This window comes from Aminobacter sp. BE322, from assembly GCF_050433525.1.
Taxonomy (GTDB): domain Bacteria; phylum Pseudomonadota; class Alphaproteobacteria; order Rhizobiales; family Rhizobiaceae; genus Aminobacter.
In genome coordinates this window covers 116,125-138,032 of sequence record NZ_JBNPXB010000008.1, presented here as the reverse complement: position 1 = coordinate 138,032, position 21,908 = coordinate 116,125, and the positions used below count along the sequence as shown (strand labels likewise).

The following is a 21,908-nucleotide window of genomic DNA, read 5'->3' as shown; positions in this document are numbered from 1 at the left end:
AGGCTTCGTGTCATCTTTTGGGTTCACCTTTTTGTCGCGCAAGGCGCTGGGCCAGGCGGAACAGATGATGTTCGGCGGCGCAGCGGGGGTGCGCGATGAGGTCGGATTCCTCATCGTCCACCAGCGCTATGCCGATCACTTCTTCCCCGGCACGTCGGTTCTGCACACACGGCTGCGCTACGCGCTTCTCATCCCCTGGCTTTACCAAACCCTTCGGACGAAGCGCCCTGTTCCCAAGGACTTTGGCCAAGCCTTCTCCGATCTCGAACATGAGCTGACCGGCCGCCTCAAATATATCGATGGGGTGGGCGGTGAGAAAGATGGCGTGATCGGAGGTGAGGTCTTCCCCCGAGTAATCAGCCAGCCACCAGCCTATGTCTATTGGACGGCTCTCGCTAAATGGGGACTGATCGGCGCCCGCCCTGATGGCCGGCCGTGGAGCCGCCCGGATATGGCGAAGCTCTTGGCAGCATCCGGCAAACGCGCCCTGCATGACGATGACGGCAAGCCCTTCGAGACAGTGGCCTGGCCAATCTCGGGGTTGATCGATGCCCCCGGCGACTGGGATGGCGGAGGAAAGCTTACACTCGACCTTTTGCCGCCGGAGCAGATCTATCTCGCAACCAAGCTGCGCGCCGTTCGCTCGCCGACTGATCCGGGCGAGCCATCGCTCTTGTCGAAGCTGGTCGGAAAGTCTCTCGGCGAGGCCGACCACTGCTGGGACAGCGAAATTCTTGCACTTGCCGGTAAGGAGGCCGCCATGCTGAAGCGGGCCGGCCAGGCGGCGGCGCTGTCCGCGATTGGCAGGGCAATTTATGCGGCTCAGGTCGAGACACTCAAGGAAACACGCGACAAGCGACCACAGCCAAATTTGCACCGCGCCGCGCTGAAAGACGCCGTCGAGCAATGGGGCGGGCTGGCCTCCCGGCTGGATATGGACCTGTTTCTCGCCGAAATCGGGCACCTCCCGCCTGCGGTTGAGGGCGTTTTGCAAGAAACTTCGGCCTGGGTTCGGGCAAATAGCAAGGATCCGATGCCGCTGCTCGACGTGTATGCGCGGGCGGAGGTCAGCAGGAAGGATGATCGCGCGCGTCTCGCCAGCAACCAGTTCGGCGTCGATCGGCGCATGGAATGGCAAGGCGAGCGCCATGGTCGCGCCGAGCCGCTCCATTATCGCTGGGGGAATGTGAAACGGCTCCTGCGTGATCTGGAAGCTGTCGCATGAGCGATCGGCAAGCTTGGCACGGCCAACCCTACCTCGACGAACTGCGGCCCGGGCGATTGGAGACGGTCAAGCTCGCGTTGTTCGCGACCTACTCGGTCGACCTGTCCGCGGTCGCTGCGGCGTTGCTCGCCCTGATTGGTCGTAACAATGACAAGGGCAGTGGAACGGCCGTCGATTTTGCCGAAGCGATCGACAGGCTGCGCGATCACGTCAAGATCATCATCCAGCGCGGGCGGATCGCCCGCCCGGTCGCTCTCCCCCGGATCGCGGGCATCCTCGATCAGTTCATCGTTGAGCAACCCTACGATGAACACGAGCGTAGCTGGCATCCGAAGATTGCTTTGGTTGCCTATAACTGCCCCAAAGGGGAAACCCGCTGGAAGCTCTGGATTGGCAGCCGAAACCTCACGCGATCTCAGGATCTCGACGCCGGCGTTTTGCTGGACGGCAGCGAAAAGCGCGCGAAGGGGCGGGTTCGGCTCCCTGGCGTCGGCGCGATCGGGAGCACCCTCGCACGCTGCGCATCGCGCGAGGATGCCGATGACATCTCGGAGCAACTGGAGTCGATCTGGTGGGACGCACCGGACGGTTTTCGCCTACGCGGCATCCTCAATGGGCTGGATGAAGGTGTTCCCTTGCCAGCGGAGCCACCGTCCGGCCCGGTCGATGGCATAACGATCATCAGCCCGTTCCTGTCGCCCGACTTTCTGAAAAAAGCGGGCAACTGGGGGGCCGCGGGATCCAGAACGCTGATTTCGTCGATGCCGGCTCTTGCCGAAATGGCCGGCCGATCCAGGAAGTCGCTGACCGGTTTCTCGAAAATCCTGGCCTATGCGGCGCCGGACGTGCTTGCTGACCAGTCCACACTCGCTCTGCCCGGCACCGAACCTGTGGCCGAAGATGATGTGGAGCCGGCGCCCCTGGCCCTCCATGCGAAGATCTTCTGCTTCCACTCGGGCGAGAAGACCATCTTGAGGGTCGGGAGCGCCAATGCCACCGAAAGGGCATGGTCGGGGCGAAACTCGGAAATCATGGTCGAACTCGAGGCGGGCGAAGCGTTCGCTTCCGGCCTGGCGTTCCTGGTTGGCAAAGCGACGCCTGTCACCATAGAGGAACTCGCCGCCACGGACCTGCGCAGCATGAGTGCGGCCGATGCTCTGGAAGAGTCTCGCAAGGTGCTCATGGCCTCCTGGGACCCGGTTCTGCGCCGAGACGGGGAATGCTTCTCTATAGACGCGCGGGCACTTCCTTCGCTCGCTTACCCCGACCATGTGCTGCACGCCGGATCTGCAAATGGCGATCTGCTGCCTTGGCCGACCGATGCTGTCCGCCTCGGTCTTGGGCCGATCCCGTTGTCACTCCAGTCTGCCTTCATTCAGGTCCGGATAAGCGGCCCAGACGGCGCTTTACGATGGATGCAGCGCGTCACCGTCGATCCGCCTCTCGAAGAGCAGCGGGATCTAGCAGCGCTGGCCAGCCACATGGGACTTCGCGCGTTTCATGACTGGATGCGTGCGATGCTCGGCGGCGACACGCTTCCGGTCGGTAGCGGTGCATGGGATGAAGATGTCGGATCGCGGGGCAACCGCCCCCAAAGCCTGGGTTATGACCGCCTCACATTGGAGGATATTCTCACGGCTTGGGCACGCGACCGAAAAGCCTTCGGCCGGGTCGATCGCCATTTTGCGCCCTATGTGGATGCGCTTCTCGCCCACGGCGAAAATCTGAGCGAAGCGGAGAGAGCTGACTTGAACGAACTCGCTCAGATCTGGGCCATCGCGCGCTCCCGGCTTGCCTCATGAGCGCAAGATCGAAACCCTTCCAGGCCGCGACGGTCAAGGCTGCAACTGTCGCCCTGTCGGGAGGCAACCCACTGCGCCGGTTCCTTGTCGCGGACGAAGTCGGCCTCGGAAAAACCGTTGTCGCCCGAGACACGCTTGCGGCATTGGCGAGCAAAGCGCGTAAGTTCACGGTCTATTATATTACGAGCGGGCTCAAAGTCGCGGACCAGAACAAGGCCGAGCTGTTGCGCTTCCTCGAGAAGGACGACGCCAAGGACGCACTCTCCATCATCGACCGTGTCGGTCTCATTCCGTTCGAGGAAAAGCGCAAGGGAAAGCTCCGGCTTTATGCCTTTACGCCCACCACATCATTCTCCAGCTCGCAGCGCCTCTACGGCGGCAAGGCTGTCGAACGCGCGTTCATCAAGCTCCTGTTGGACGAACTCTACCCCGGCCTGACCGCGGCCTTTCCTGAAGGCTATATGGAATATGGCGCAACGTCCGGCTGGCCATGGGCGTGCGAAGAGGCTCAGGGCAAGTTCGACAATGTCTCCGCCCTCTTCAAGGCGGCCTATGGCCGAGCGTTGCGCGCGGAATTTGGCAAGCCGGCCCGTGAAAACATTCTGCACGCGATCGATACGAGCAAACATGGTCAGAGCTTGGGCCGGATGCGGAAGGCGCTCGCTCAAGCCGCTTTGGATTCCGCCCCGCCCGATCTCGTAATTTTCGACGAGTTCCAATGCTATCGCGAACTGCTCAATGCAGGCGCCGATAATCCCCTGGCGCGTCAACTGCTGGCGGGAACAGATGGCGGGACGCCGCCGCCGATCCTCCTCCTGTCCGCCACGCCCTACCGTTTCTATGCCGAGCGCTGGGAAAGCGGCGCTGGGGCTGCCCCCCATGTCGAATTTTTCGAGATTATCGAATTTCTGGGCGGGTCGGCTGTACGCGCCGAGGCCGAATCCCAATTTCGTCGTTTTGGCGATCTGTTGCATTTGATCGGCCACCTGCCGCCCGATAGCCGCACGGCGGCGATCGAAGAGGCGCAAGCGCTCAAGCATCATCTCGAGGCGCTCCTTACACCGCTCATGTCGCGGACCGAGCGTCCGGTTTCCGACCATGCCGGAGAGCCTGCGCCGCCCTCCGTAAGGATTGAGCCCCACGATCTCGACGTCTATCGCCATTTCACCGACCATGTGTCGCCCAAGCTCGCAGGCAGCGCGATCGCCTACTGGCTGTCAGTGCCACTCCCCGCTCAAGCGTTGGGGGACCGATACCAGATTTCTCGCGACATAGATTTTCCGGCCACGCGCAGCGTCCCCCGGCTCGGAGTCACCAATTGCTTCAAACCGCCCAAAGAGGGTTGGGGAAGCGCCAAGCTCCGGGCCCTCAACGGCCTTGTGCCAACGGAGGCCCTTGCCCTCCCGTGGGTGTTGCCGTCGCTGACTTGGTGGGCGCCTTCCGGCCCATGGGCAAAGATAACGCAATCGCCCAAGATGCTGATCTTCAGCCGGTTCAGGGCCACACCGCAAAGCCTGGCAGCCCTTGTCAGCCTTGAGGTCGAGCGCAAATGCGTGGCGAAAAGCAATCTTCCGTATGCCGCTGCGTGGAAGAAACGCCACCTGAATCCGAAGCCGAACCAAGGCCCCACGCTCGCCCTGTTTCACCCAAGCCCCTTCCTGATCCGCGCCGTCGATCCCCTCGATGTGAAGGGCAAGGCAGCGATCAAGCAGATCAGGGCCAGGGCGCGGCAGCAGATTATTCAGGCACTGCCACCGTCCATCGCGCCGGAGGCTCCGAATGCGCGAAGCAACCGACGCCGCAAACCGGCGTGGGCGATCCTCGCGGCCATTGAGCGCGCGCAAAAGGCGCCGCTGGCTCGGGAGTTCGCGGCGGTCCAGAAGAACTGGGGTCGGGTCGCCCCGAAGGATGCGACGCTTCAAACCTTGCTCAAGCAGCGTCAAGAGGCCGAGGCGATCACCTGGCTGAGCCGGTGGGAGCTGGACGCCCTGGTGGATATGGCTCTCGGCGCCCCGGGCGTCGTGACGGGCCGGGCACTCTATCGCCATCTGCCGGACCTTTTCGATTACCAGGAGCAGCATTTCGCGCGACTTGTGCGCTTCTGCTGGACGAGGCTGCGCACCTATCTGGATCGCCCCGTTTTCTGGTCGATCTTGCCCGGTGAGGACGCCACGCAGAAATATCAGAATGCGTGCATCGATGGCTGCTTGGAAGCCGTCCTCGACGAACATTTCTGGCTGCGCAAATCCAAGGTCAATCCTGATGGACTGATCGAGGATCTGTCGGCGGCGCTTGCAGCGAACGTCGGCACTTTCGGGTTCAAGGGCGCGAAGAAAAAGGACAAGATCCGTATCCGCTGTCACGCTGCGGTGCCGTTTGGGGGCACTGAGACAGAGACGCATCGGCAGGATCATGATGTCAATGAACCGCCACCGGCGCGCTCTGAGGAAATCCGCAGCGCGTTCAATACGCCATTCTGGCCCCATATCCTGGCAACGACCTCTGTCGGACAGGAAGGTCTCGACTTCCATAGCTGGTGCGACAGGCTCGGCCACTGGGATCTTTGTTCCAGCCCGGTTGACCTGGAGCAACGAGAAGGTCGCGTCCAGCGCTTCGGCGGACTGACTGTCCGACAACCGCTCGCTCGAAAACTGGGTGAACAAGCGTTGGCCCAGGCACGCGGCCAAGCATCGTCGCCGTGGGATATTATCGCACGCGACGCCGACAAGGCGTTCGCGGACGACAAAACCGGCCTCAGCCCTTGGTGGGCGATGGAAGGTGCGGAACTGAAGCGACATTTGTTCGCGCTTCCCCAAAGCCGCGATATTGATCGTTTCGCAAAATTGAGGACGCAGAGGCTGCTCTATCGCCTTGCTTTGGGGCAGCCGGACCAGGAGGATCTTGTTGATCACCTGACCCATCACGACGTGGAAACGACGCGGTCGCTGCAAGCATTGACCCTCGATCTGTCGGCATTCTCACGACAGAAGCACCGCGATGAATAACGTGCGTGCCGGCCGGCGCGTCCGGCACGCACGTCCTGCTCATGCGGGGCAAGCGCCCCCTCATGCGGCTGGCTATATGTGGACCAGCCTGGTGGGCTTCATGCGGGTTCGCCGCCATTCCCACCACCATGCTTGATCCGCCCCACGGTGCGGCTTCTCCCATGGTCCCCGCGCTTATCGGGTCCGGGTCCCCATATCTGACTCAGGCGCCCGGCGTTTCCGCGATCGGGCCGAGCGTGTCGATCTCGGCGATCTTCTGAAACTCGCCGAGATAGTCCTGTTGATGGGTCGCCAGCCAGCGAACCACCCGGTTGTTCGCCAGTAGCTTGGCGACATAGCCGCGGGCGACGGTCAGATGCAGATTGTCGATGCCGTAGGTTTCCTCGACAGACTTCACCTGGGTCTGAAGCGCGGCCAACTCGCGTTCCATGCGGGCGATCTGCTGGCCCGAGGGCGTTGGCTTGCCTCCCCCTTTTCCTTTGCGGGCGGCGGCGAGTTGGTTCTCGGACGTCGCCGCACGCAGCGCGCGCGCAAACATGACCGTGAAGTTGTTCTGACCGATCATCAGGTCTGCGGCTTCGATCTGCCTAACCGACGTCATCTGGCGCAGGATGTCGAACACCTTCATCGAGCAGGGCGTATCCTTCAACATCTCGGCCGCCTCGGGGCTGATCCCTTCCAGAAGCCGGAATCGCCGCAGCACAGACTCGACCTGAAGGTTCAAGGCTGCGGCGATGTCGGTCGATGACACGCCCCGGTCCATTGCCCGCACGATCATCCGATGCTCCTGGATCGGCGGGATGCGATTGACGCGCTTGTTGTAGGTGTAGGTGTCGTCGTCAGCCGCAAGCAGGCACTCGACCTCGGAGATGCCGAGTTCCTTCAGCGCCTCAAGCCGCAGATGACCATCGAGGAGAAACCAGGTTCCGACATTCTTTTCGTCTGCCATGACGACGGGCGCTTCGATCAGACCAATCGCTTTGATCGAACTCAGCACCTGCGAATAGGATCGGCTCTCCCTGGCGCCGGGCGGCAACGTCTTCAGCGGAACGATCGCCGCGACGGGGATCGTCAGAAAATCGCGGTCGAAGCCAAAATGGATACGACCGTCATCCCGATCCTTCGGTTCTTCAGTCATGATCGTCTCCCGACACACGGGCCTTGAGCGCGCGTGGCATGGTCGCCAGCCCCTCCGCCCTCAACAGATTGATGAAGCCGTCATTGCCGAGCAGATCCTTCAGCGCCTCGACGACGAACAGCAGCCGGGTCTGGGTGAAGTCCGACTTTTTGACCAGAAGACGCTGCTTTTCCGCCTCCCGCTGATAGACCTGCATGAGATCGGCGGCCGTCATCCGACGGACGCCGGTGCCCTTTCGGCCCAACCGCCCGACAGGCAATCCACCCTTGCGCTGGCTGCGCATCCGCATTTCCAGCAGACGTCGAACCGCGGCAAGTTTCTTGCCCCGAAGCTTGCCGGTCTCGTAGGCGTCGAGGAGCAGGTTCTGCGCCTCTTCCGTTTCGGCTTTGGAAATCTCCATTGCCAAGGTGATCGGAATGAGCCCGGTTTCTACGGCGGACACCAGCCGTTCCTCGCCACGCTCGAGTAGCGACGCGATCATGTTCACCCAGGATGCCCCGACACCGATCTTCTCCGCGATGGCAGCGTCGTTGTAACCGCGAGATCGTAGCGCGCCGATCTCCTTCATGAGATCGATAGGCCGCGGCGTGCGCCGGGCGATATTCTCGACCAGGCTCATGACGAGGCACTCGCTTTCGCTGGCCTCGATCACCACGGCCGGAATCTCGGTCTGACCAAGCATCTGGAAGGCTTCCAACCGGCCCTCACCACAGACGAGATCATATCTCGGCCCGCCTGCGCCATCGCGGCGGCTCACCGTGATCGGCCTCTTCAAGCCGATGGCTTCGATGTTGTTCACGATCTCCCGATGCTGGCGCTTGTTGCGTGCGCGAGGGTTCAGAACCGTGATCCGGGAGATAGGGATCATTGCGATCTTGTTCGGTCGAACAGCAGGCATCAGGCGGCCTCCCCAAGAGGAACAGGCGCGGCGATGTCATAGAGAAGCTCAAGGTCGTCGAAGCGGTAGGCATCGAGCGCGAGCGCATTCTCCTCTCCTAGCCGCAGCTTTTCGGAGAGCATGTCAATGCGGGGGAACAGATAGAAGTCGAACGGCGCGCGATTGGCTCTATCCATCCGCGCGACAATCGTGATGTCGGGCGCGAGCGAGGTATCGAAGTGCAGGTTCCACCGAAGGAGCCCGGTCGGCGTCTCGATGCACCGCGCGATCACCAACGAGACGCTGAACTCACCGTTGACGACTATCCGGTCGGCCTCGAGATCCTGCCAGGCATCGCTGCCCGTTGCCCGCAATCCGTCGAGCACCTCACGAAGAATACCGGGATGGAGCTTTCGCAGTTCGCGGTTGATTTCAACGTAGCGGTAATCGCGATCCGGCGTGAAGCCCACGAGACCGTAGGCGCGAAGCAGGCTGCCAAAGCGGGAGCTGTAGGCGCTGCTGGACGGCATCCCATCGGATTCGTCGATGACGATGCCGGAGAGCAAACCTTTTTGCTGATAAAGCGCCCTCAGAGATTGCAGCATCTCTTCGTCGCTCAGCCGGAAGGAGCGCACACCGATGATGGTCCTGGCCGCCTCGAACAGTTCGCGTTCGATGACGGCCGCAAACGCATCCTGCGCCCTGATCCACATACCGGGATCGTTCCGGACGCGCTTCTTCTTCAGCTTGAAAGAGCGGCGGTTCCATACGTTGTCGCCGACATATTTCTCGTTGATGAGAATCTGGTGGACGGTTCCCCTGGTCCAGGGTCGCCCAAGGTCGGTGGAAATACCCCGCCTGTTGAGATCGGCCGCGATCTCGCTCTCGCTATACCCTTGATGGACGAACGCCCGGTAGATTTCGCGAACCAGATCGACTTCCTCGGCCGGGCCGAGTGTCAGGATAACGCGGTCAGTCTGGAGACTCTTCTGCTCGCCGCGTTCAAGACACCCCTTGATAGCGCCGTGCTCATCGATGAGCGTTCGCCGTAGTCCGAAACCCGCCGGGCCTCCCTGACGATACCCTTTCTCGATCAGGCGCCCCTGGCCGGCGAAAACCTTGACGGAAAGCTCACGGCTATATTCCCCGGCCATGGCGCTCTTCACGCCCTTGATGATGGCCGCGATCGGGCTTCCGTCATTCTCGAACTGTTCGGCGCAGTATTGGACACGAACGCCGGCGCGCTTGCAGATATATTCGTAGTAGGCGCTTTCGTCGGTGTCCTGGAAGCGCCCCCAGCGGCTCACGTCGTAGACAAGAATCATCTCAAAGTCGGCGCGGCCTTCCACGACGTCCGCGATCAGCCGCTTGAACGCATCACGACCATCGACGCTGAGCCCGCTCTTTCCTTCGTCGGCGTAGGTACAGACGATCTCGATTCCGCGCGCCTCGGCATAGTGCTTGATCGCGTCGGATTGGTTTTCCGTCGAATACTTCTGATGATCCGTCGACATGCGGACGTATTCGGCAGCCCGAAGAGGACGTTCGGGCTGCTCTGACCGATCATTATCGTAGTCTCTCCGGCTCATCACATTACGCCTCACGAACTTGCCTGCGGCGGTCCGGGCGACCTACCGCCGCAGCGCATGACGGGCCTCTGCCGTCACTCCGCACTGGAACAGTTTAGCTGCGGAGAAAACGGAAGATGTTGCCGAAAACGGGCAGGAAATTACCCCTATGGACAGGCGTTCTTGGCGGACGCGAAGTCTATGCGCGGACCATCGCTGAGCTGCTACGCAAAGAGCATGGCGACAGTCGCCGCGCGATTAAGCAGCTCATGCGCCAGACGGACGCAAGCGAGCGAACCGTCAAGCACTGGCTCTCAGGCCAGCACGGGCCAGACAGCGTCTATTTCCTGCGGCTGGTGGTCTCGTCCCCAGTCATCAGGGCCTTCGTTCTCGGCCTGATTGATGGGCCGGCAGCCATCCCGCTGACCGGGCCAGTGGATCGCATTTCCCTGGTCAGAGCGCGCGAAGCCTATGCCGCCGGGGAAGCCGCAGGGGGACGATTGGCAACGGGCGCGCGGAAAAATGTCCCTGAACGTGTCCCTGAACGCGACCCTATAAATGTCCCTGATCGGGCCGAACTCAACGAGCGGCAGCACTGGTTTCTCGACCGAGTCGCGGCAGGTCGAAGTGACGCACGGGATATTGTTGCAATGTGGGCGGTTAGCCTGAAAACCGCGCGTCGGGACATCGCCGCGCTCAAGGTGGCTGGTCTCATATGCTACGTCGGCTCACGCCGGAAGGGCCGGTATCGACGATCATCCAAATAAACCGATTGGAGGTCTGGCTGGGCGCGGCGATGGCCGCGCCTTATCCGATATGCACGCCAGAGCGCGATACTGTTCTACGCCCCTCAATCCGGGCTTTCTTTCAACGTCGTCTATCGACTTCTATCCGTCGAACCCAATGGCTGACGGAGTCCTCTGATGAAATCACAAGAACCTCTCGCCGTGACACGGACCATCCGGCGCCATGAGCTTCGGCAAATCGTCCCGTTGGCCGACACGACCATCTACGACATGGAGCAGCGCGGTGAATTTCCGCAGCGCTTCTATCTTACGTCTCGCTGCGTGGTCTGGGACCTCGCCGAAGTCGAAGCCTGGCTCGAGGAGCGCCGCCGCGCCTCGCGCGCGAAAACCGTGAAACGCGCACCCATGCCCGATGTCCAGCTTCGCAAGACCCGCCCCATCAAACATCCGGCTCGGGCGTAAGCAGGTCCATTGTCGGCGGATAAAGGGTCGGCGTGTATTTCTCCCCCACGACCCAAGCGTCCACGATGTTGGACCATTCCTGGATCATGTGCCGGCGCTGATGCTCATATTCCGCCTTGTTGTAGATGCCCCGTGAGGATCGGCCATCCTCGTGCGCCAAGCACTTCTCGATCCAGTCGCTGTTGAAGCCCAGTTCGTTCAGCAGAGTCGAGCCGGTGCGTCGGAGATCGTGAACCGTAAAGGACTCCAGCGGCATTCCTTCCTTCTTGGCCCGCACCACCACCGCCGTCGTGACCCGATTGAACGTGGCCCGCGACATCGGCGCGTCAGCGTCGTAGCGCGACGGCAGGACGTATTTCGAGTTACCGGCGCAGGTCTTGAGAGCGATGAAGATGTCGAGCATTTGCTGCGATAGATAGACGTTGTGCGCCTTCGAGCGCTTCATTCGCTCCTTGGGGATCGACCAGACGGCGTTCTCAAAATCGACCTCGTCCCAGACTGCATCCTGCAATTCGCTCTTTCGCACCATCGAGAGCAGAATCAGCTTTATCCCGAGACGGATCGTCGGCAGCGTCGGGACATGCTCAAGCTGTCCGAGCATGATGCGGATCTCCGCGGGAGATAGCGACCTGTCCTTCGGCACGAAGGTCGCGATCGACGATGGGCCAACCTCGTCGGCCGGGTTGGCGACCTTCTCCCCGTGCAGGATGGCGAAGGCGAAAACCAACTTCACAATGTCTCTGACGTGGACCGCTGTTGCCGGCGCCCCGCGTTCCTTTACCTTCGCGCACAACCCGCGCAGATCCTCTGGCAGGATCTCGGTTAGCAGTCGATTGCGAAACGCCGGGAGGATGTCGCGCTCGAAGATCGACCGCCGCATCGCGCGTGTACTGTCCGCCATCCTCGCTTCCTGAAGCCAGCGTTCACCGAACTGGCCGAAGCTCTTGGCTTCCTTGATCCTCCGCTTCTCGCGCTGCTTTTCCTGCGCCGGCGAACGACCCTCGGAAATGGCGCGCTTGGCATCAATCAGCTTCTCACGCGCCCGGGCCAGAGACAGACCCGCCGGGCCATAACGACCCAACGTCAAGGTCTCCCGACGGCCGTTGAGCCGGTAGTCCAAGCGGAACACGATTGAACCCGAAGGTTGGACCACGACGTACATACCGTCACGATCCACAATCTTGTATAATTTATCTTTTGGTTTCAGTGCCTTGATAGCGGTGTCGGTCAGCATCTGCACCCTCCAGACCGGTCAAAAAATGCAGGAGAGCAACCAATTATACCGTCAGGCCAAAATTGCGCCGCCTGAGAGGATTTTATTTAGCACTTACAGTTGCTTAGGCCAAAAAATATACCGTCAGAAGCTCTCTTGCCCCTGACGGTATATGCGTTTTTCGGTTGAGACAAGACGCGCCATACCGCCGGCCACACCGTCAAACGGGAGGCTAACCCGGCGATAGATGCTGAAAGTATCGGAGAGATTTCTTCAGCATTTTCATTGGCTTATGTCGTATTATAGCGTGATTTCGGATACGTCTGGAGGGGCAAAAATTATTCCCATTCGATCGTGCCTGGCGGCTTCGAGGTGACATCGTAGACGACGCGGTTGATGCCGCGCACCTCGTTGATGATGCGGGTCGCGGCCTGGCCGAGGAAGGCCATGTCGTAGTGGTAGAAGTCGGCGGTCATGCCGTCGACCGAGGTCACCGCGCGCAGGGCGCAGACGAATTCGTAGGTACGGCCGTCGCCCATGACGCCGACGGTCTGGACCGGTAGCAGGACGGCGAATGCCTGCCAGATCGCGTCATAGAGGCCGGCCTTGCGGATCTCGTCGAGATAGATGGCGTCGGCCTCGCGCAGGATCTCGAGCTTCTCGCGGGTCACGCCGCCGGGGCAGCGGATGGCGAGGCCCGGTCCGGGGAACGGATGGCGGCCGATGAAGCCGTCGGGCAGGCCGAGCTCACGCCCGAGCACGCGGACCTCGTCCTTGAACAATTCGCGCAGCGGCTCGACCAGCTTCATGTTCATGCGCTCGGGCAGGCCGCCGACATTGTGGTGCGACTTGATGGTGACCGAGGGGCCGCCGGTGAAGGAGACGCTCTCGATGACGTCGGGATAGAGCGTGCCCTGGGCGAGGAAATCGGCGCCGCCGAGCTTCTTGGCCTCTTCCTCGAAGACCTCGATGAACAGGCGGCCGATGGTCTTGCGCTTCTTCTCCGGGTCGGACTCGCCCTCGAGCGCCGAGATGAAGCGGTCGGAAGCGTCGACGAGGATGAGCGGCAGGTTGTAGTGCTCGCGGAACATCGCGACGACGTCGGCCGCCTCGTGCTTGCGCATCAGGCCGTGGTCGACGAGGATGCAGGTGAGCTGGTCGCCGACGGCCTCGTGGATGAGCAGTGCGGCAACCGAAGAGTCGACGCCGCCCGAAAGGGCGCAGATGACCTTCTTGTCGCCGACCTTCTGGCGGATCGCCTCGACCGCGTGCTCGCGATAGGCGCGCATGGTCCAATCGCTCTCGATGCCGGCGATCCTGTGGACGAAGTTGCGCAGGAGCTTGGCGCCGTCCGGCGTATGCACGACCTCGGGGTGGAACTGCACGGCGTAGAAATTGCGCTTTTCGTCGGCGATGGCCGCGAACGGCGCGCCGGTGGAGGTGCCGATGACGCGGAAACCGGCGGGGATCTCGGTGACGCGGTCGCCGTGGCTCATCCACACCTGGTGGCGGGTGCCCTTGGCCCAGACACCCTCGAACAGCGGGCTGTCGTCCTGGACCTCGAGATAGGCGCGGCCGAATTCCCGGTGGTGGCCGGCCTCGACCTTGCCGCCGAGCTGGGCGCACATGGTCTGCTCGCCATAGCAGATGCCGAGCACCGGGATGCCGGCGCCGAAAATGGCGTCAGGCGCGCGGGGCGAACCGATGTCGACGGTGGAGTGCGGGCTGCCCGAGAGGATCACCGCCTTGGGATTGATCCGCTTGAAGGCCTCTGCGGCCGACTGGAAGGGCACGATCTCGGAGTAGACCCCGGCCTCGCGGACGCGACGCGCGATGAGCTGCGTCACCTGGCTGCCGAAGTCGATGATGAGGACGGTTTCAGGGTGCTCGGAGTTCTTCATGGCGGGCGTTTAAAGAAAGAATCAGTTCTGTGCAATGGGCTCGATTGCATGGGTGACAAGTACGGACCGCAATGGACGCTCCGGCCAGACCGGGCGGTCACTCCGACCGGGCTTCGGCGAGGCTGCGCAGCGCCGCCATCAAGGCTTCGAAAGGCCCCTCGCCCAGCCGGTCGCGATAGCGATTCTCGATCTCCAGCTTGATGCGGTCGCCATCGTCGAGCGCGGCCAATCCCTTCGGCGTGTAGAGGACGAGCTTGCCGCGCTTGTCCTCGGGGTCGGGGGCGCGCTCGATCACCCCCTCCGCCTCAAGCCCGTCGAGCAGCTGCTGCACGGCCTGCTTGGAAATGCCTGCTCGATCGATGAGCGCCGCCTGCCTGGTGCCGCGACGGGCGATATGCCCGAGCAGCCCGGCGCGGCTTTCGCTGAACCAGCCGTGGCCGGCGGCGCGCATCGTATCCGCGAACTCCGCCTGCCAGACGCGGCTCGCCTGCCAGAGGCGCCAACCGACGTGGTCGGGCAACGGTCTTGCGTCATTTTCGTCAAGTTGCTTGACCATTTTCCCATTCGTGCATATCGTCAAGACACTTGACTATCTGATAGCGGAAGGAAACGACAATGGCAATTCTCGACCAGGCCTCGCTGAAGGTGCTGATGGCAGGCACGACCCACGTGCTCGAGCGCAACGGCAAGGAAGCCTACGTCTATTTCGAAGCGGGCGACGTCGCCCACATGCTGCTCGACGACGGCGAGGCGAGGACGGGCGTGTGGAAGCTTGCGGATGGCGGCTATGTCGTGGACTGGGACAATGGCGCCACCGGCCGCTGGGCTCTCGACCACGAAGCCGGCGCAGTCACCTATGTCAACCAGGACCGCGACGTCAGGGTGAAACTGCTCGGCGTGCTGTTCGGCAACGCCAAGGGTTTGCCCCGCGCGGCCGGCTGACTTGCTAGAACGTCAGCTCGCCCCTGGCGATCGCCTGGGCGAGCAGATGCACGGCATGGGCCAGCTTCTCGTCGACGAGATGCAGGTATTCGGTCCAGTCGTCGACATGATGGATGTCGCTTGCGCCGTCGGAAATGCCGCGCAGGCCGATCAGCGGCACGCCGAAAAGCTGGCAGGCGCGCAGCACGGCGAAGGTCTCCATGTCGACCATGTCCTCGGCGAAGGCGTCGTAGGCGGCGCCCGAAATGATGGCTCCGCCGGTCGACAGGCTGGCCTCCCTCACGCCGGGGATGCGGAGCGGAAGGGGTAAGGCGGCCGGCAGGCCGAGGAAGGGCGTGGTGCCCTTGGCGAAGCCGAACGCGGAAGCATCCATGTCGCGGTAGGACACCGAGGTGACCTGGTAGACCTCGGTCTGTTCGAGCCTGCGGCTGCCGGCGGAGCCGAGGCAGACGACCAGATCCGGCAAGGCATTCGCAGCCGCCAGGCGCGCCAGCTCGGCGCCGACCGCGACGCCGGCCTCGACCGGCCCCACCCCGGTCATCAACGGCGTGAACAGCTTGCTCAGATGTTCGCCATATTCGGCGTCTACGGCCATGACGAACAGGATGTTGCGGCCCGAGAACTGCACGACCTCGGCCATAGGCCTCACCCCTCGATGCCGTCGCGGCCGACGACCACCATCATCGTGCCGGTCATGGTGGCGATCAGCTTGGCCTCGCCGTCGGCGGCGAAGGCATAGGCCTGGCCGTCGGCAACGACGATGGTGCGGCCCGGCTTGGTGACCGAGCCGCGGAACAGGAACCGCTCACCGCGGCCAGGCGCCAGAAGGTTGACCTTGAACTCGATCGACAGCACGCCGGAATTCTCGGGCATCAGCGAATAGGCGGCGTAGCCGCAGGCGGAATCGAGTGCCGCCGAGATGACGCCGGCATGCAGGAAGCCGTGCTGCTGGGTGAGGCCGGCAGAAAAAGGCATCTCGATCTCCACCGTGCCCGGTGCGACCAGCGTCAGCTCGGCGCCGATGGTGCGCATGGCGCTCTGGCGCGCGAAGGAAGCCCTCACCCGCTCATCATAGTTCGGTGCCGGAACGTTCTTGGATGCCATGTCTAACTCCTCCGCCACGCTTATCGCAAAGCGAGGAAAGACAGGCAATCGGAAATGCTGCGATGCAACACGGGTGGAACCGCGCCGCTCGTCCAATGGCGATCAGGCGGCCCGGCGCATGGCGGCGAAATAGAAACCGTCGGTGCCGCTCCGCATCGGGGTGAGCGACAGGCCCTGGCGGCCGAAGCGCACGGCGCCCTCCTTGCCCGGGAAGCGGCTGGCCCACAAGGCACGGTGATCGACGGCCGAGAATGCCCCGGCGCGCGCGAGGAAAGCCTCGACCTGGTCGGCGTTTTCCTCGTCGAACACCGAGCAGGTGATGTAGACCATGAGGCCGCCGGGTTTCACATAGGTGCTGGCAGCGTCGAGGATGGCCGTCTGCTCGGCCTTGCGCACGTCGAGCTGTCGGTCGGTGAGCCGCCATTTGGCGTCGGGCCGACGGCGCCAGGTGCCGCTGCCGGTGCAGGGCGCGTCGATCAGCACGATATCCATGTGGCCGGACAGCTCGGCCAGCTCGGACTGCCGGGCGACGACCTGGACATTGCGGTTGTCGGAGCGGCGGAGGCGGTCGAACATCGGCGCGAGCCGCGACTTCTCCGAATCGTGGGCGAAGATCTGGCCGCGATTGTCCATGGCGGCCGACAGCGCGAGCGTCTTGCCGCCGGCGCCGGCGCAATAGTCGAGCACCTGCATCCCGGGCGCGGCCCCGGCTAGTTCGGCGGCGAGCTGCGAGCCCTCGTCCTGGATTTCGAACCAGCCCTTCTGGAAGGCGGGCTCGGCCTGGACGTTGGGGTGGCGGCCGCTGCCGTCGATGGGCGGAATGCGCACGCCATGCGGCGCTAGCGCGGTCGGCGCGGCCTGCGTTCCCTCGAGTTCGGCGATGACCCGGCCACGGTCGGCCTTGAGCGTGTTGACGCGGATGTCGAGCGGCGGGCGGGCGGCAAGCGCCGCGCCCTCCTCCACCCAGTCGGCGCCGAAAGCGCGTTCGAGCAGCGGCGCACACCAGTCGGGGCTGTCGGCGCGCACGACGTCGGGCGCGTCCGTGAGCTTGCGCTCGGCGATGGACTTGAGCTCGGCGGCTGTCAGCGGCTCGGGCGCGAACTTGTCGCCGTCGAGCGTCTGGTTGAGGGCCTCGGCCGACTGGTTCCATTCGAGCAGGAGCGCGCCGAAGCCGAGGGCGCGGGAGGTATCGTCGCCGACCAGCCAGCCGGCGGAGCGCTTGCGGCGCAGCGCGTCGTAGACGATGTTGCCGATCGCGGCGCGGTCGCCGGCGCCGGCAAAGCGGTGGGAAAGCCCCCAATCCTTGAGCGCATCGGCGGCCGGCCTGTGCCGCCGCTCGATATCGTCGAGCACTTCGATGGCCGCAGCCAGCCTTCCGCCAAGTCGCATGTCCGGTGATCCGTCTTCGGTTGACCCGTTTCAGGCCTAGCTAAACAGCGACGGCGAAATGCACAAGCGGCGGCGGGCCGGAAACCGGGCCTATTTTTTTCACGGGGGACAGTCGGCAGTCCCGGACAAAGCCGGTGCCCGGGGCGCGCGCGCGTCAACCGCCGACGGCCGCCGCTATTGTCGCGTTGAATGCGGCGAGCGCGGCCTCGTCGGCGGCACTACGCTTCCTGCGTGACTGCACCAGGCAGGCCTGCGAGCGCAGGATGATGCCGTCCGACAGGATCTTCAGGTGGTTGGCGCGCAGCGTCGAGCCGGTCGAGGTGATGTCGACGACGACGTCGGCGGAGCCTGCCGCGGGTGCGCCTTCTGTCGCCCCCAGGCTCTCGACGATGCGATAGACCTGGATGCCGTGCTTCTGCGAGAAGAACTGCTGCGTCAGCCGCCAGTATTTGGTGGCGATGCGCAGCCGGCGGCCATGGCGCTGGCGGAAATCGGCGGCGACGTCGTCGAGATCGGCCATGGTGTCGACGTCGAGCCAGATCTCCGGCACGGCGACGATGACGTCGGCATGGCCGAAGCCCAGCCGGGCTGCGATCTCGGCCTTGCGTTCCCAGTCGGCGAGGTTTTCGCGGACGAGGTCCTCGCCGGTGATGCCGAGGTCGACATTGCCCTGGCCGATCTCGCCGGCGATCTCCGAGGCGGAGAGGAAGGCGATCTCGATGTCCGGCCGGCCATCGACGGTGGCGCGGTAGCGGCGGTCGTCCTCGGGCAGGTTGACCGTGAAGCCGGCCTTGGCCAGCACGTCGAGTGCCTGCTCCTTGAGCCGCCCCTTGGACGGCACCGCGAGCGAGATTGTCATCAGCGTGCCTCCCTGAGCGCTTCGATGCGGTCGAGCCAGACGGAGAAGCCGACGCCGGGAATGGGCTTGCCGGCGCCGAGCAGCGTCAGCAGCCGGTCGTAGCGGCCGCCGCCGGCCAGCGGCCGGTCGGCCTCGGGGCCGGAAATCTCGAAGACGAGGCCGGTGTAATAGTCGAGCGGCCGGCCGAAGGCCGCATCGTAGCGGACCGTGCCGGCGGCAAGGCCGTGGCCGGCGATCGCCTCGGCGCGCGCGGAGAAATTCTCGAGCGCGGCCCCGAGCGTCAGTCCGGCAGCCGCGGCGAATTCATTGAGCGCGGCAGGGGCCGCGTCCAGCGCGACATGGATCGACAGGAAGCGCTTGAGGGCCTCGAAGGCATCGCTCGACAGGCGCACGCTGCGCAGTTCGGCCCGCTCGATCAGGCGGCGGGCGATGTCGGTGGGCGTGCGGCCGGCGGACGGCGACAGCCCCGCCTGCTCCATGCCTTCGGCGATGTGCGCCGCCAGCGCATCGAGGTCGCCGTCGGCGACGAGCGAAGCGACCGGCTCGGCGAGAGCGGAACTGCGGGTGGGTGCTGCCAGATCGTCGAGTGCGGCGGCCAGCTGCTCCGCCGAGCCGAAAGCGCGGGCGAGCCGCATGCGCCAGCCGCGCGGCAGGCCAAGGGCCGCCAGCACCGCCTCGAAGATCGCCTGGTCGCCCAGGGTAACCGTGAGGCTCCTGCCGGGCAGGCAAAGCGTGAGAAGCGCATGCGCGTCGGCCACAGAGCGCGCATCGGCGACGGCGATGTTCTTGTCGCCGAGGTCCTCGACGCCGGCCTGGAAGAACTCGTTGCCACCCTCGCGACGCTGGCGGAAGACCTCGCCGAGATAGGAATAGCGGCGCGGCGTGCCCGAGCGGGTGCGGATGTGGTCGAGACAGACCGGGATGGTGAATTCCGGCCTGAGGCAGAGTGCCGAACCCGTCTCGCTTTCGGTCAGGAAGATGCGGCGGCGCAGGTCCTCGCCGGCCATGTCGAGGAACGGATCGGCCGGCTGCAGCACCGGCACGTCGACCGCATCGGCCCCGCGCGCGGCAAAGAGCTTGAGGATGTCGGCCGCGATCGCCGGATAGCGCGCGTTCATGCGGGCACCAATGTCATTGCGGCAGAGGTTGGCGCTCGATGTTGCCCCCCTCTGGCCTGCCGGCCATCTCCCCCGCAAGGGGGGAGATCAGCCTTCAGTTCGCTTGCAGCCGATCGCCAACGCCCCAGATGCGGCGCATAGGTCGGAACTGCCGATCTCCCCCCTCGTGGGGGAGATGGCCGGCAGGCCAGAGGGGGGCGCGACGAGGCGCTGAACCCACTAGCCACGGCTGCGCTCTTCCGCCTGCGCGGCGAGGATCTTTTTCACCTCGGCGACAAGATCGGCTTCCGGCACGGTGATCTGGGCCGGACGGGCGGCACGCCATTCGGCGTTGTCGGTGATCTCGGCCGAAAGGCGGGCGCCTTCGATCAGGTCCTTGATCTGGACCTCGCCCCTGCCACGCTCGTCACCACCCTGGATGACGACGATGCCCGAACCGCGACGGTCGGCATATTTGATCTGCGCCTTCATGCCGGCACCACCGAGATACATTTCGGCGCGCACGCCGGCGCGGCGAAGGTCGGTGACCATTCTCTGGTAGCGGCCGAGGCTTTCCGTATCCTTGTCCATGACCAGTACGACCACGGGAGCGATAACGTCGGACGTGTCGAGCTTGCCGAGGTTCTTCAGCGCCGTCATCAGGCGCGACACGCCGATGGAGAAGCCGGTGGCCGGCACCGGCTCGCCGCGGAAGCGCGAGACGAGACCGTCGTAACGGCCGCCGCCGCCGACCGAGCCGAAGCGCACGACCTGCCCCTCGTCGTTGGGGATCTCGGCCAGGAGCTCGGCCTCGAAGACGGGGCCCGTGTAATATTCGAGACCGCGCACGACAGAGGGGTCGATCCTGATGCGGCCGTCGTCATAGCCGGCAGCAGCCGCAAGCGAGCCGATCTGGGCGAGTTCGTCGACGCCTTCGGTGCCGCGCGCATTGCCGGCGACAACGGCGCGCAGGTTCTCGACGGTGGTGGCGGCGTCATCGGCGCCGGCTTCGGTGAAGGCGATGACGATGTCGATCGCGGCCTCGTCGAGGTCCGCACCCCTCGTGAAGTCGCCCTCGCCTTCCTTGCCGCCATCCCAGCGGCCCTTGCCGAGCAGCAGCCTGACGCCGTCTGCGCCGAACTTGTCGAGCTTGTCGATGGCGCGCAGCACGGTCAGCCGGCGCGAGGCGTTGGGATCGCCGCCGAGGCCGATGGCCTCGAGCACGCCGTCGAGCACCTTGCGGTTGTTGACGCGGATGACGTAGTCGCCGCGCCTGATGCCGAGCGCTTCCATCACGTCGGCCATCATCATGGTCATCTCGGCGTCCGCCGCGACGCCGGGCGTGCCGACGGTGTCGGCATCGAACTGCATGAACTGGCGGAAGCGGCCGGGACCCGGCTTCTCGTTGCGGAACACCCAGCCGGAGCGATAGCTGCGGTAGGGCTTGGGCAGCCTCTCGAAATTCTCGGCGACGAAGCGCGCCATCGGCGCGGTCAAGTCGTAGCGCAGCGACAGCCACTGCTCGTCGTCGTCCTGGAACGAGAAGACGCCTTCGTTGGGACGGTCCTGGTCGGGCAGGAACTTGCCCAGCGCATCGGTGTATTCGATCAGCGGCTGGTCGACCGGCTCGAAACCGTAGAGCTCGTAGACCTCGCGGATCTTCGCCATCATCTTCTCGACGACCCGGATGTCGTCCGCGCTGCGGTCGACGAAGCCGCGCGGCAGTCGCGCTTTCATCTTTTCCGATTTGTCGGCCATGGTCGAATTCCGCGATTTTTCCAGAAGTTTTGGCCGCAGGCGCGGCGCGCCGTGTCGTAACCGAATTGGTGGGGAGCGGCAAGGGTTTGGCGCGAGCGGCGGGCCAACGTCGGAACGACAGGCCGAAACAATCGCCCGCCCCGCCCGACATCGTGCCGAAACAGCTGCGCCCGATAAGGCGCGAAATCGGAAACCGAGGCCATGACGATGCCCAGGACCGCCACTCCAAGAGACGAAATCATGGCGCGGCTGCGCCCTGCCCGGCCAGGTCACGCAAATCGCGGGAATCCCGCGCCGCGCGTTGCCGACACGCTCGTCACCGCCCTGCTCGTGCTCTATCCTGCGCTGGGGACGGTCGGCGTCATCATCGCAGGCCTTTTGTTCTCCGGCGGCGACGCCTAGCCAGGACGGCACTGCCCATGTTGCGCAAACTCCCGTCCCTTGCCGCACTCTCCTTCGCGATCCTAGCAGCCCCGGGCTTCGCCGGCGCAGCAGCCGCCTGCGAGCCCGGCGACAAGCGGCTCGCCGGCCACTACTACCTCAACGGCGTCATGGAGGTGGGGTCCGAGCTTTTGCTCAGGCCCGACGGCAGCTTCGAGTTCATGCTCGCCTATGGCGCCAACGACCAGTACGGCAGGGGCTGCTGGGTCAAGCGCGGATCGACCGTCGAGGTGATCCCCGCGGGGCGCAGCGCCGCCTCGCGAAGGCACACGCCCGACGACCGCGGCTTCGGCGGACTGGTGCTCACCGTGTCCGGCCGTTCGCTGGTCTGGAACATCGCCGGGAGTGGCTACAAGGGGCGGTATGAGCGCTAGGCCGTTT

20 protein-coding genes are annotated in these 21,908 nt (G+C 64.1%); 8 read left to right on the top strand and 12 right to left on the bottom strand.

The window, feature by feature from the left end; translation table 11 throughout:
• The first annotated feature begins 7 nt into the window (after window positions 1–7).
• From J2X50_RS13940 to J2X50_RS13930, 3 genes are read left to right on the top strand one after another with little or no spacing between them, the layout of a single operon-like run.
• Window positions 8–1,225, top strand: a complete 1,218-nt coding sequence (locus tag J2X50_RS13940) for a DUF6361 family protein (protein WP_429095831.1) — start codon at window positions 8–10, stop codon at window positions 1,223–1,225.
• Window positions 1,222–3,027: a phospholipase D family protein gene (locus tag J2X50_RS13935; RefSeq protein ID WP_429095829.1), complete on the top strand. Its 1,806-nt coding sequence runs from the start codon at window positions 1,222–1,224 to the stop codon at window positions 3,025–3,027. The genes J2X50_RS13940 and J2X50_RS13935 overlap by 4 nt, the downstream gene beginning before the upstream one ends.
• Window positions 3,024–6,032: a helicase gene (locus tag J2X50_RS13930; RefSeq protein WP_429095827.1), complete on the top strand. Its 3,009-nt coding sequence runs from the start codon at window positions 3,024–3,026 to the stop codon at window positions 6,030–6,032. Before J2X50_RS13935 ends, J2X50_RS13930 begins: the two co-directional genes overlap by 4 nt.
• Before the next feature lie 202 nt (window positions 6,033–6,234).
• Here the strand turns inward: J2X50_RS13930 and J2X50_RS13925 are convergent, their stop codons facing one another.
• From J2X50_RS13925 to J2X50_RS13915, 3 genes are all read right to left on the bottom strand, one after another.
• Window positions 6,235–7,068, bottom strand: a complete 834-nt coding sequence (locus J2X50_RS13925) for a plasmid partitioning protein RepB C-terminal domain-containing protein (protein ID WP_429095826.1) — start codon at window positions 7,066–7,068, stop codon at window positions 6,235–6,237.
• Between the two features lie 94 nt (window positions 7,069–7,162).
• On the bottom strand, window positions 7,163–8,068 hold the full coding sequence (locus J2X50_RS13920; protein ID WP_429095825.1) for a plasmid partitioning protein RepB C-terminal domain-containing protein: 906 nt from the start codon (window positions 8,066–8,068) through the stop codon (window positions 7,163–7,165).
• The gene (locus tag J2X50_RS13915; RefSeq protein ID WP_429095824.1) at window positions 8,068–9,561 is read right to left on the bottom strand and encodes a recombinase family protein; all 1,494 of its coding nucleotides are present in this window, start codon (window positions 9,559–9,561) and stop codon (window positions 8,068–8,070) included. The genes J2X50_RS13920 and J2X50_RS13915 overlap by 1 nt, the downstream gene beginning before the upstream one ends.
• 191 nt (window positions 9,562–9,752) lie before the next feature.
• On the opposite strand from J2X50_RS13915, the gene J2X50_RS13910 reads away from it, so the two are divergent.
• Window positions 9,753–10,382, top strand: coding sequence for a hypothetical protein (locus J2X50_RS13910; RefSeq protein WP_429095822.1), 630 nt, complete (start codon window positions 9,753–9,755; stop codon window positions 10,380–10,382).
• A 156-nt stretch (window positions 10,383–10,538) separates the two neighbouring features.
• The gene (locus tag J2X50_RS13905) at window positions 10,539–10,823 is read left to right on the top strand and encodes a helix-turn-helix transcriptional regulator (RefSeq protein ID WP_097141520.1); all 285 of its coding nucleotides are present in this window, start codon (window positions 10,539–10,541) and stop codon (window positions 10,821–10,823) included.
• Here J2X50_RS13905 and J2X50_RS13900 read toward each other — a convergent pair.
• The 3 genes from J2X50_RS13900 to J2X50_RS13890 all read right to left on the bottom strand — a co-directional run bounded on the left by J2X50_RS13900 (window position 10,801) and on the right by J2X50_RS13890 (window position 14,493).
• On the bottom strand, window positions 10,801–12,057 hold the full coding sequence (locus J2X50_RS13900) for a tyrosine-type recombinase/integrase (protein ID WP_160985201.1): 1,257 nt from the start codon (window positions 12,055–12,057) through the stop codon (window positions 10,801–10,803). The genes J2X50_RS13905 and J2X50_RS13900 overlap by 23 nt on opposite strands.
• Before the next feature lie 317 nt (window positions 12,058–12,374).
• On the bottom strand, window positions 12,375–13,937 hold the full coding sequence (guaA, locus tag J2X50_RS13895; protein WP_429095819.1) for a glutamine-hydrolyzing GMP synthase: 1,563 nt from the start codon (window positions 13,935–13,937) through the stop codon (window positions 12,375–12,377).
• A 97-nt stretch (window positions 13,938–14,034) separates the two neighbouring features.
• On the bottom strand, window positions 14,035–14,493 hold the full coding sequence (locus J2X50_RS13890) for a MarR family winged helix-turn-helix transcriptional regulator (protein WP_429095818.1): 459 nt from the start codon (window positions 14,491–14,493) through the stop codon (window positions 14,035–14,037).
• A gap of 59 nt (window positions 14,494–14,552) precedes the next feature.
• Between J2X50_RS13890 and J2X50_RS13885 the strand changes: the two genes are divergently transcribed.
• Window positions 14,553–14,879 carry a hypothetical protein gene (locus tag J2X50_RS13885; RefSeq protein ID WP_429095816.1) on the top strand — a complete coding sequence of 109 codons (327 nt, stop codon included), beginning with the start codon at window positions 14,553–14,555 and terminating at the stop codon, window positions 14,877–14,879.
• Between the two features lie 4 nt (window positions 14,880–14,883).
• On the opposite strand, the gene J2X50_RS13880 is transcribed toward J2X50_RS13885, so the two are convergent.
• The 6 genes from J2X50_RS13880 to hisS form a co-directional block, all read right to left on the bottom strand.
• Entirely contained in the window at window positions 14,884–15,519 is a 636-nt protein-coding gene (locus tag J2X50_RS13880; protein WP_429095815.1) for a 5'-methylthioadenosine/S-adenosylhomocysteine nucleosidase, read from the bottom strand.
• Window positions 15,520–15,524: 5 nt separating this feature from the next.
• Window positions 15,525–15,983 (bottom strand): PaaI family thioesterase, encoded by a 459-nt coding sequence (locus J2X50_RS13875; RefSeq protein ID WP_340036439.1) that lies wholly within the window; start codon window positions 15,981–15,983, stop codon window positions 15,525–15,527.
• Window positions 15,984–16,085: 102 nt separating this feature from the next.
• Complete coding sequence (locus tag J2X50_RS13870) at window positions 16,086–17,372, bottom strand: RsmB/NOP family class I SAM-dependent RNA methyltransferase (protein ID WP_429095814.1); 1,287 nt, start codon at window positions 17,370–17,372, stop codon at window positions 16,086–16,088.
• A 154-nt stretch (window positions 17,373–17,526) separates the two neighbouring features.
• Entirely contained in the window at window positions 17,527–18,231 is a 705-nt protein-coding gene (hisG, locus tag J2X50_RS13865; RefSeq protein WP_429095813.1) for an ATP phosphoribosyltransferase, read from the bottom strand.
• Window positions 18,231–19,349, bottom strand: a complete 1,119-nt coding sequence (locus tag J2X50_RS13860; protein WP_429095812.1) for an ATP phosphoribosyltransferase regulatory subunit — start codon at window positions 19,347–19,349, stop codon at window positions 18,231–18,233. The genes hisG and J2X50_RS13860 overlap by 1 nt, the downstream gene beginning before the upstream one ends.
• 219 nt (window positions 19,350–19,568) lie before the next feature.
• On the bottom strand, window positions 19,569–21,086 hold the full coding sequence (gene hisS, locus J2X50_RS13855) for a histidine--tRNA ligase (RefSeq protein WP_429095811.1): 1,518 nt from the start codon (window positions 21,084–21,086) through the stop codon (window positions 19,569–19,571).
• A gap of 201 nt (window positions 21,087–21,287) precedes the next feature.
• On the opposite strand from hisS, the gene J2X50_RS13850 reads away from it, so the two are divergent.
• Together J2X50_RS13850 and J2X50_RS13845 are read left to right on the top strand one after the other, a co-directional pair.
• Window positions 21,288–21,488 (top strand): hypothetical protein, encoded by a 201-nt coding sequence (locus J2X50_RS13850; protein WP_429095810.1) that lies wholly within the window; start codon window positions 21,288–21,290, stop codon window positions 21,486–21,488.
• Window positions 21,489–21,505: 17 nt separating this feature from the next.
• Window positions 21,506–21,901: a hypothetical protein gene (locus J2X50_RS13845; RefSeq protein ID WP_429095809.1), complete on the top strand. Its 396-nt coding sequence runs from the start codon at window positions 21,506–21,508 to the stop codon at window positions 21,899–21,901.
• The last annotated feature ends 7 nt before the right edge of the window (window positions 21,902–21,908 follow it).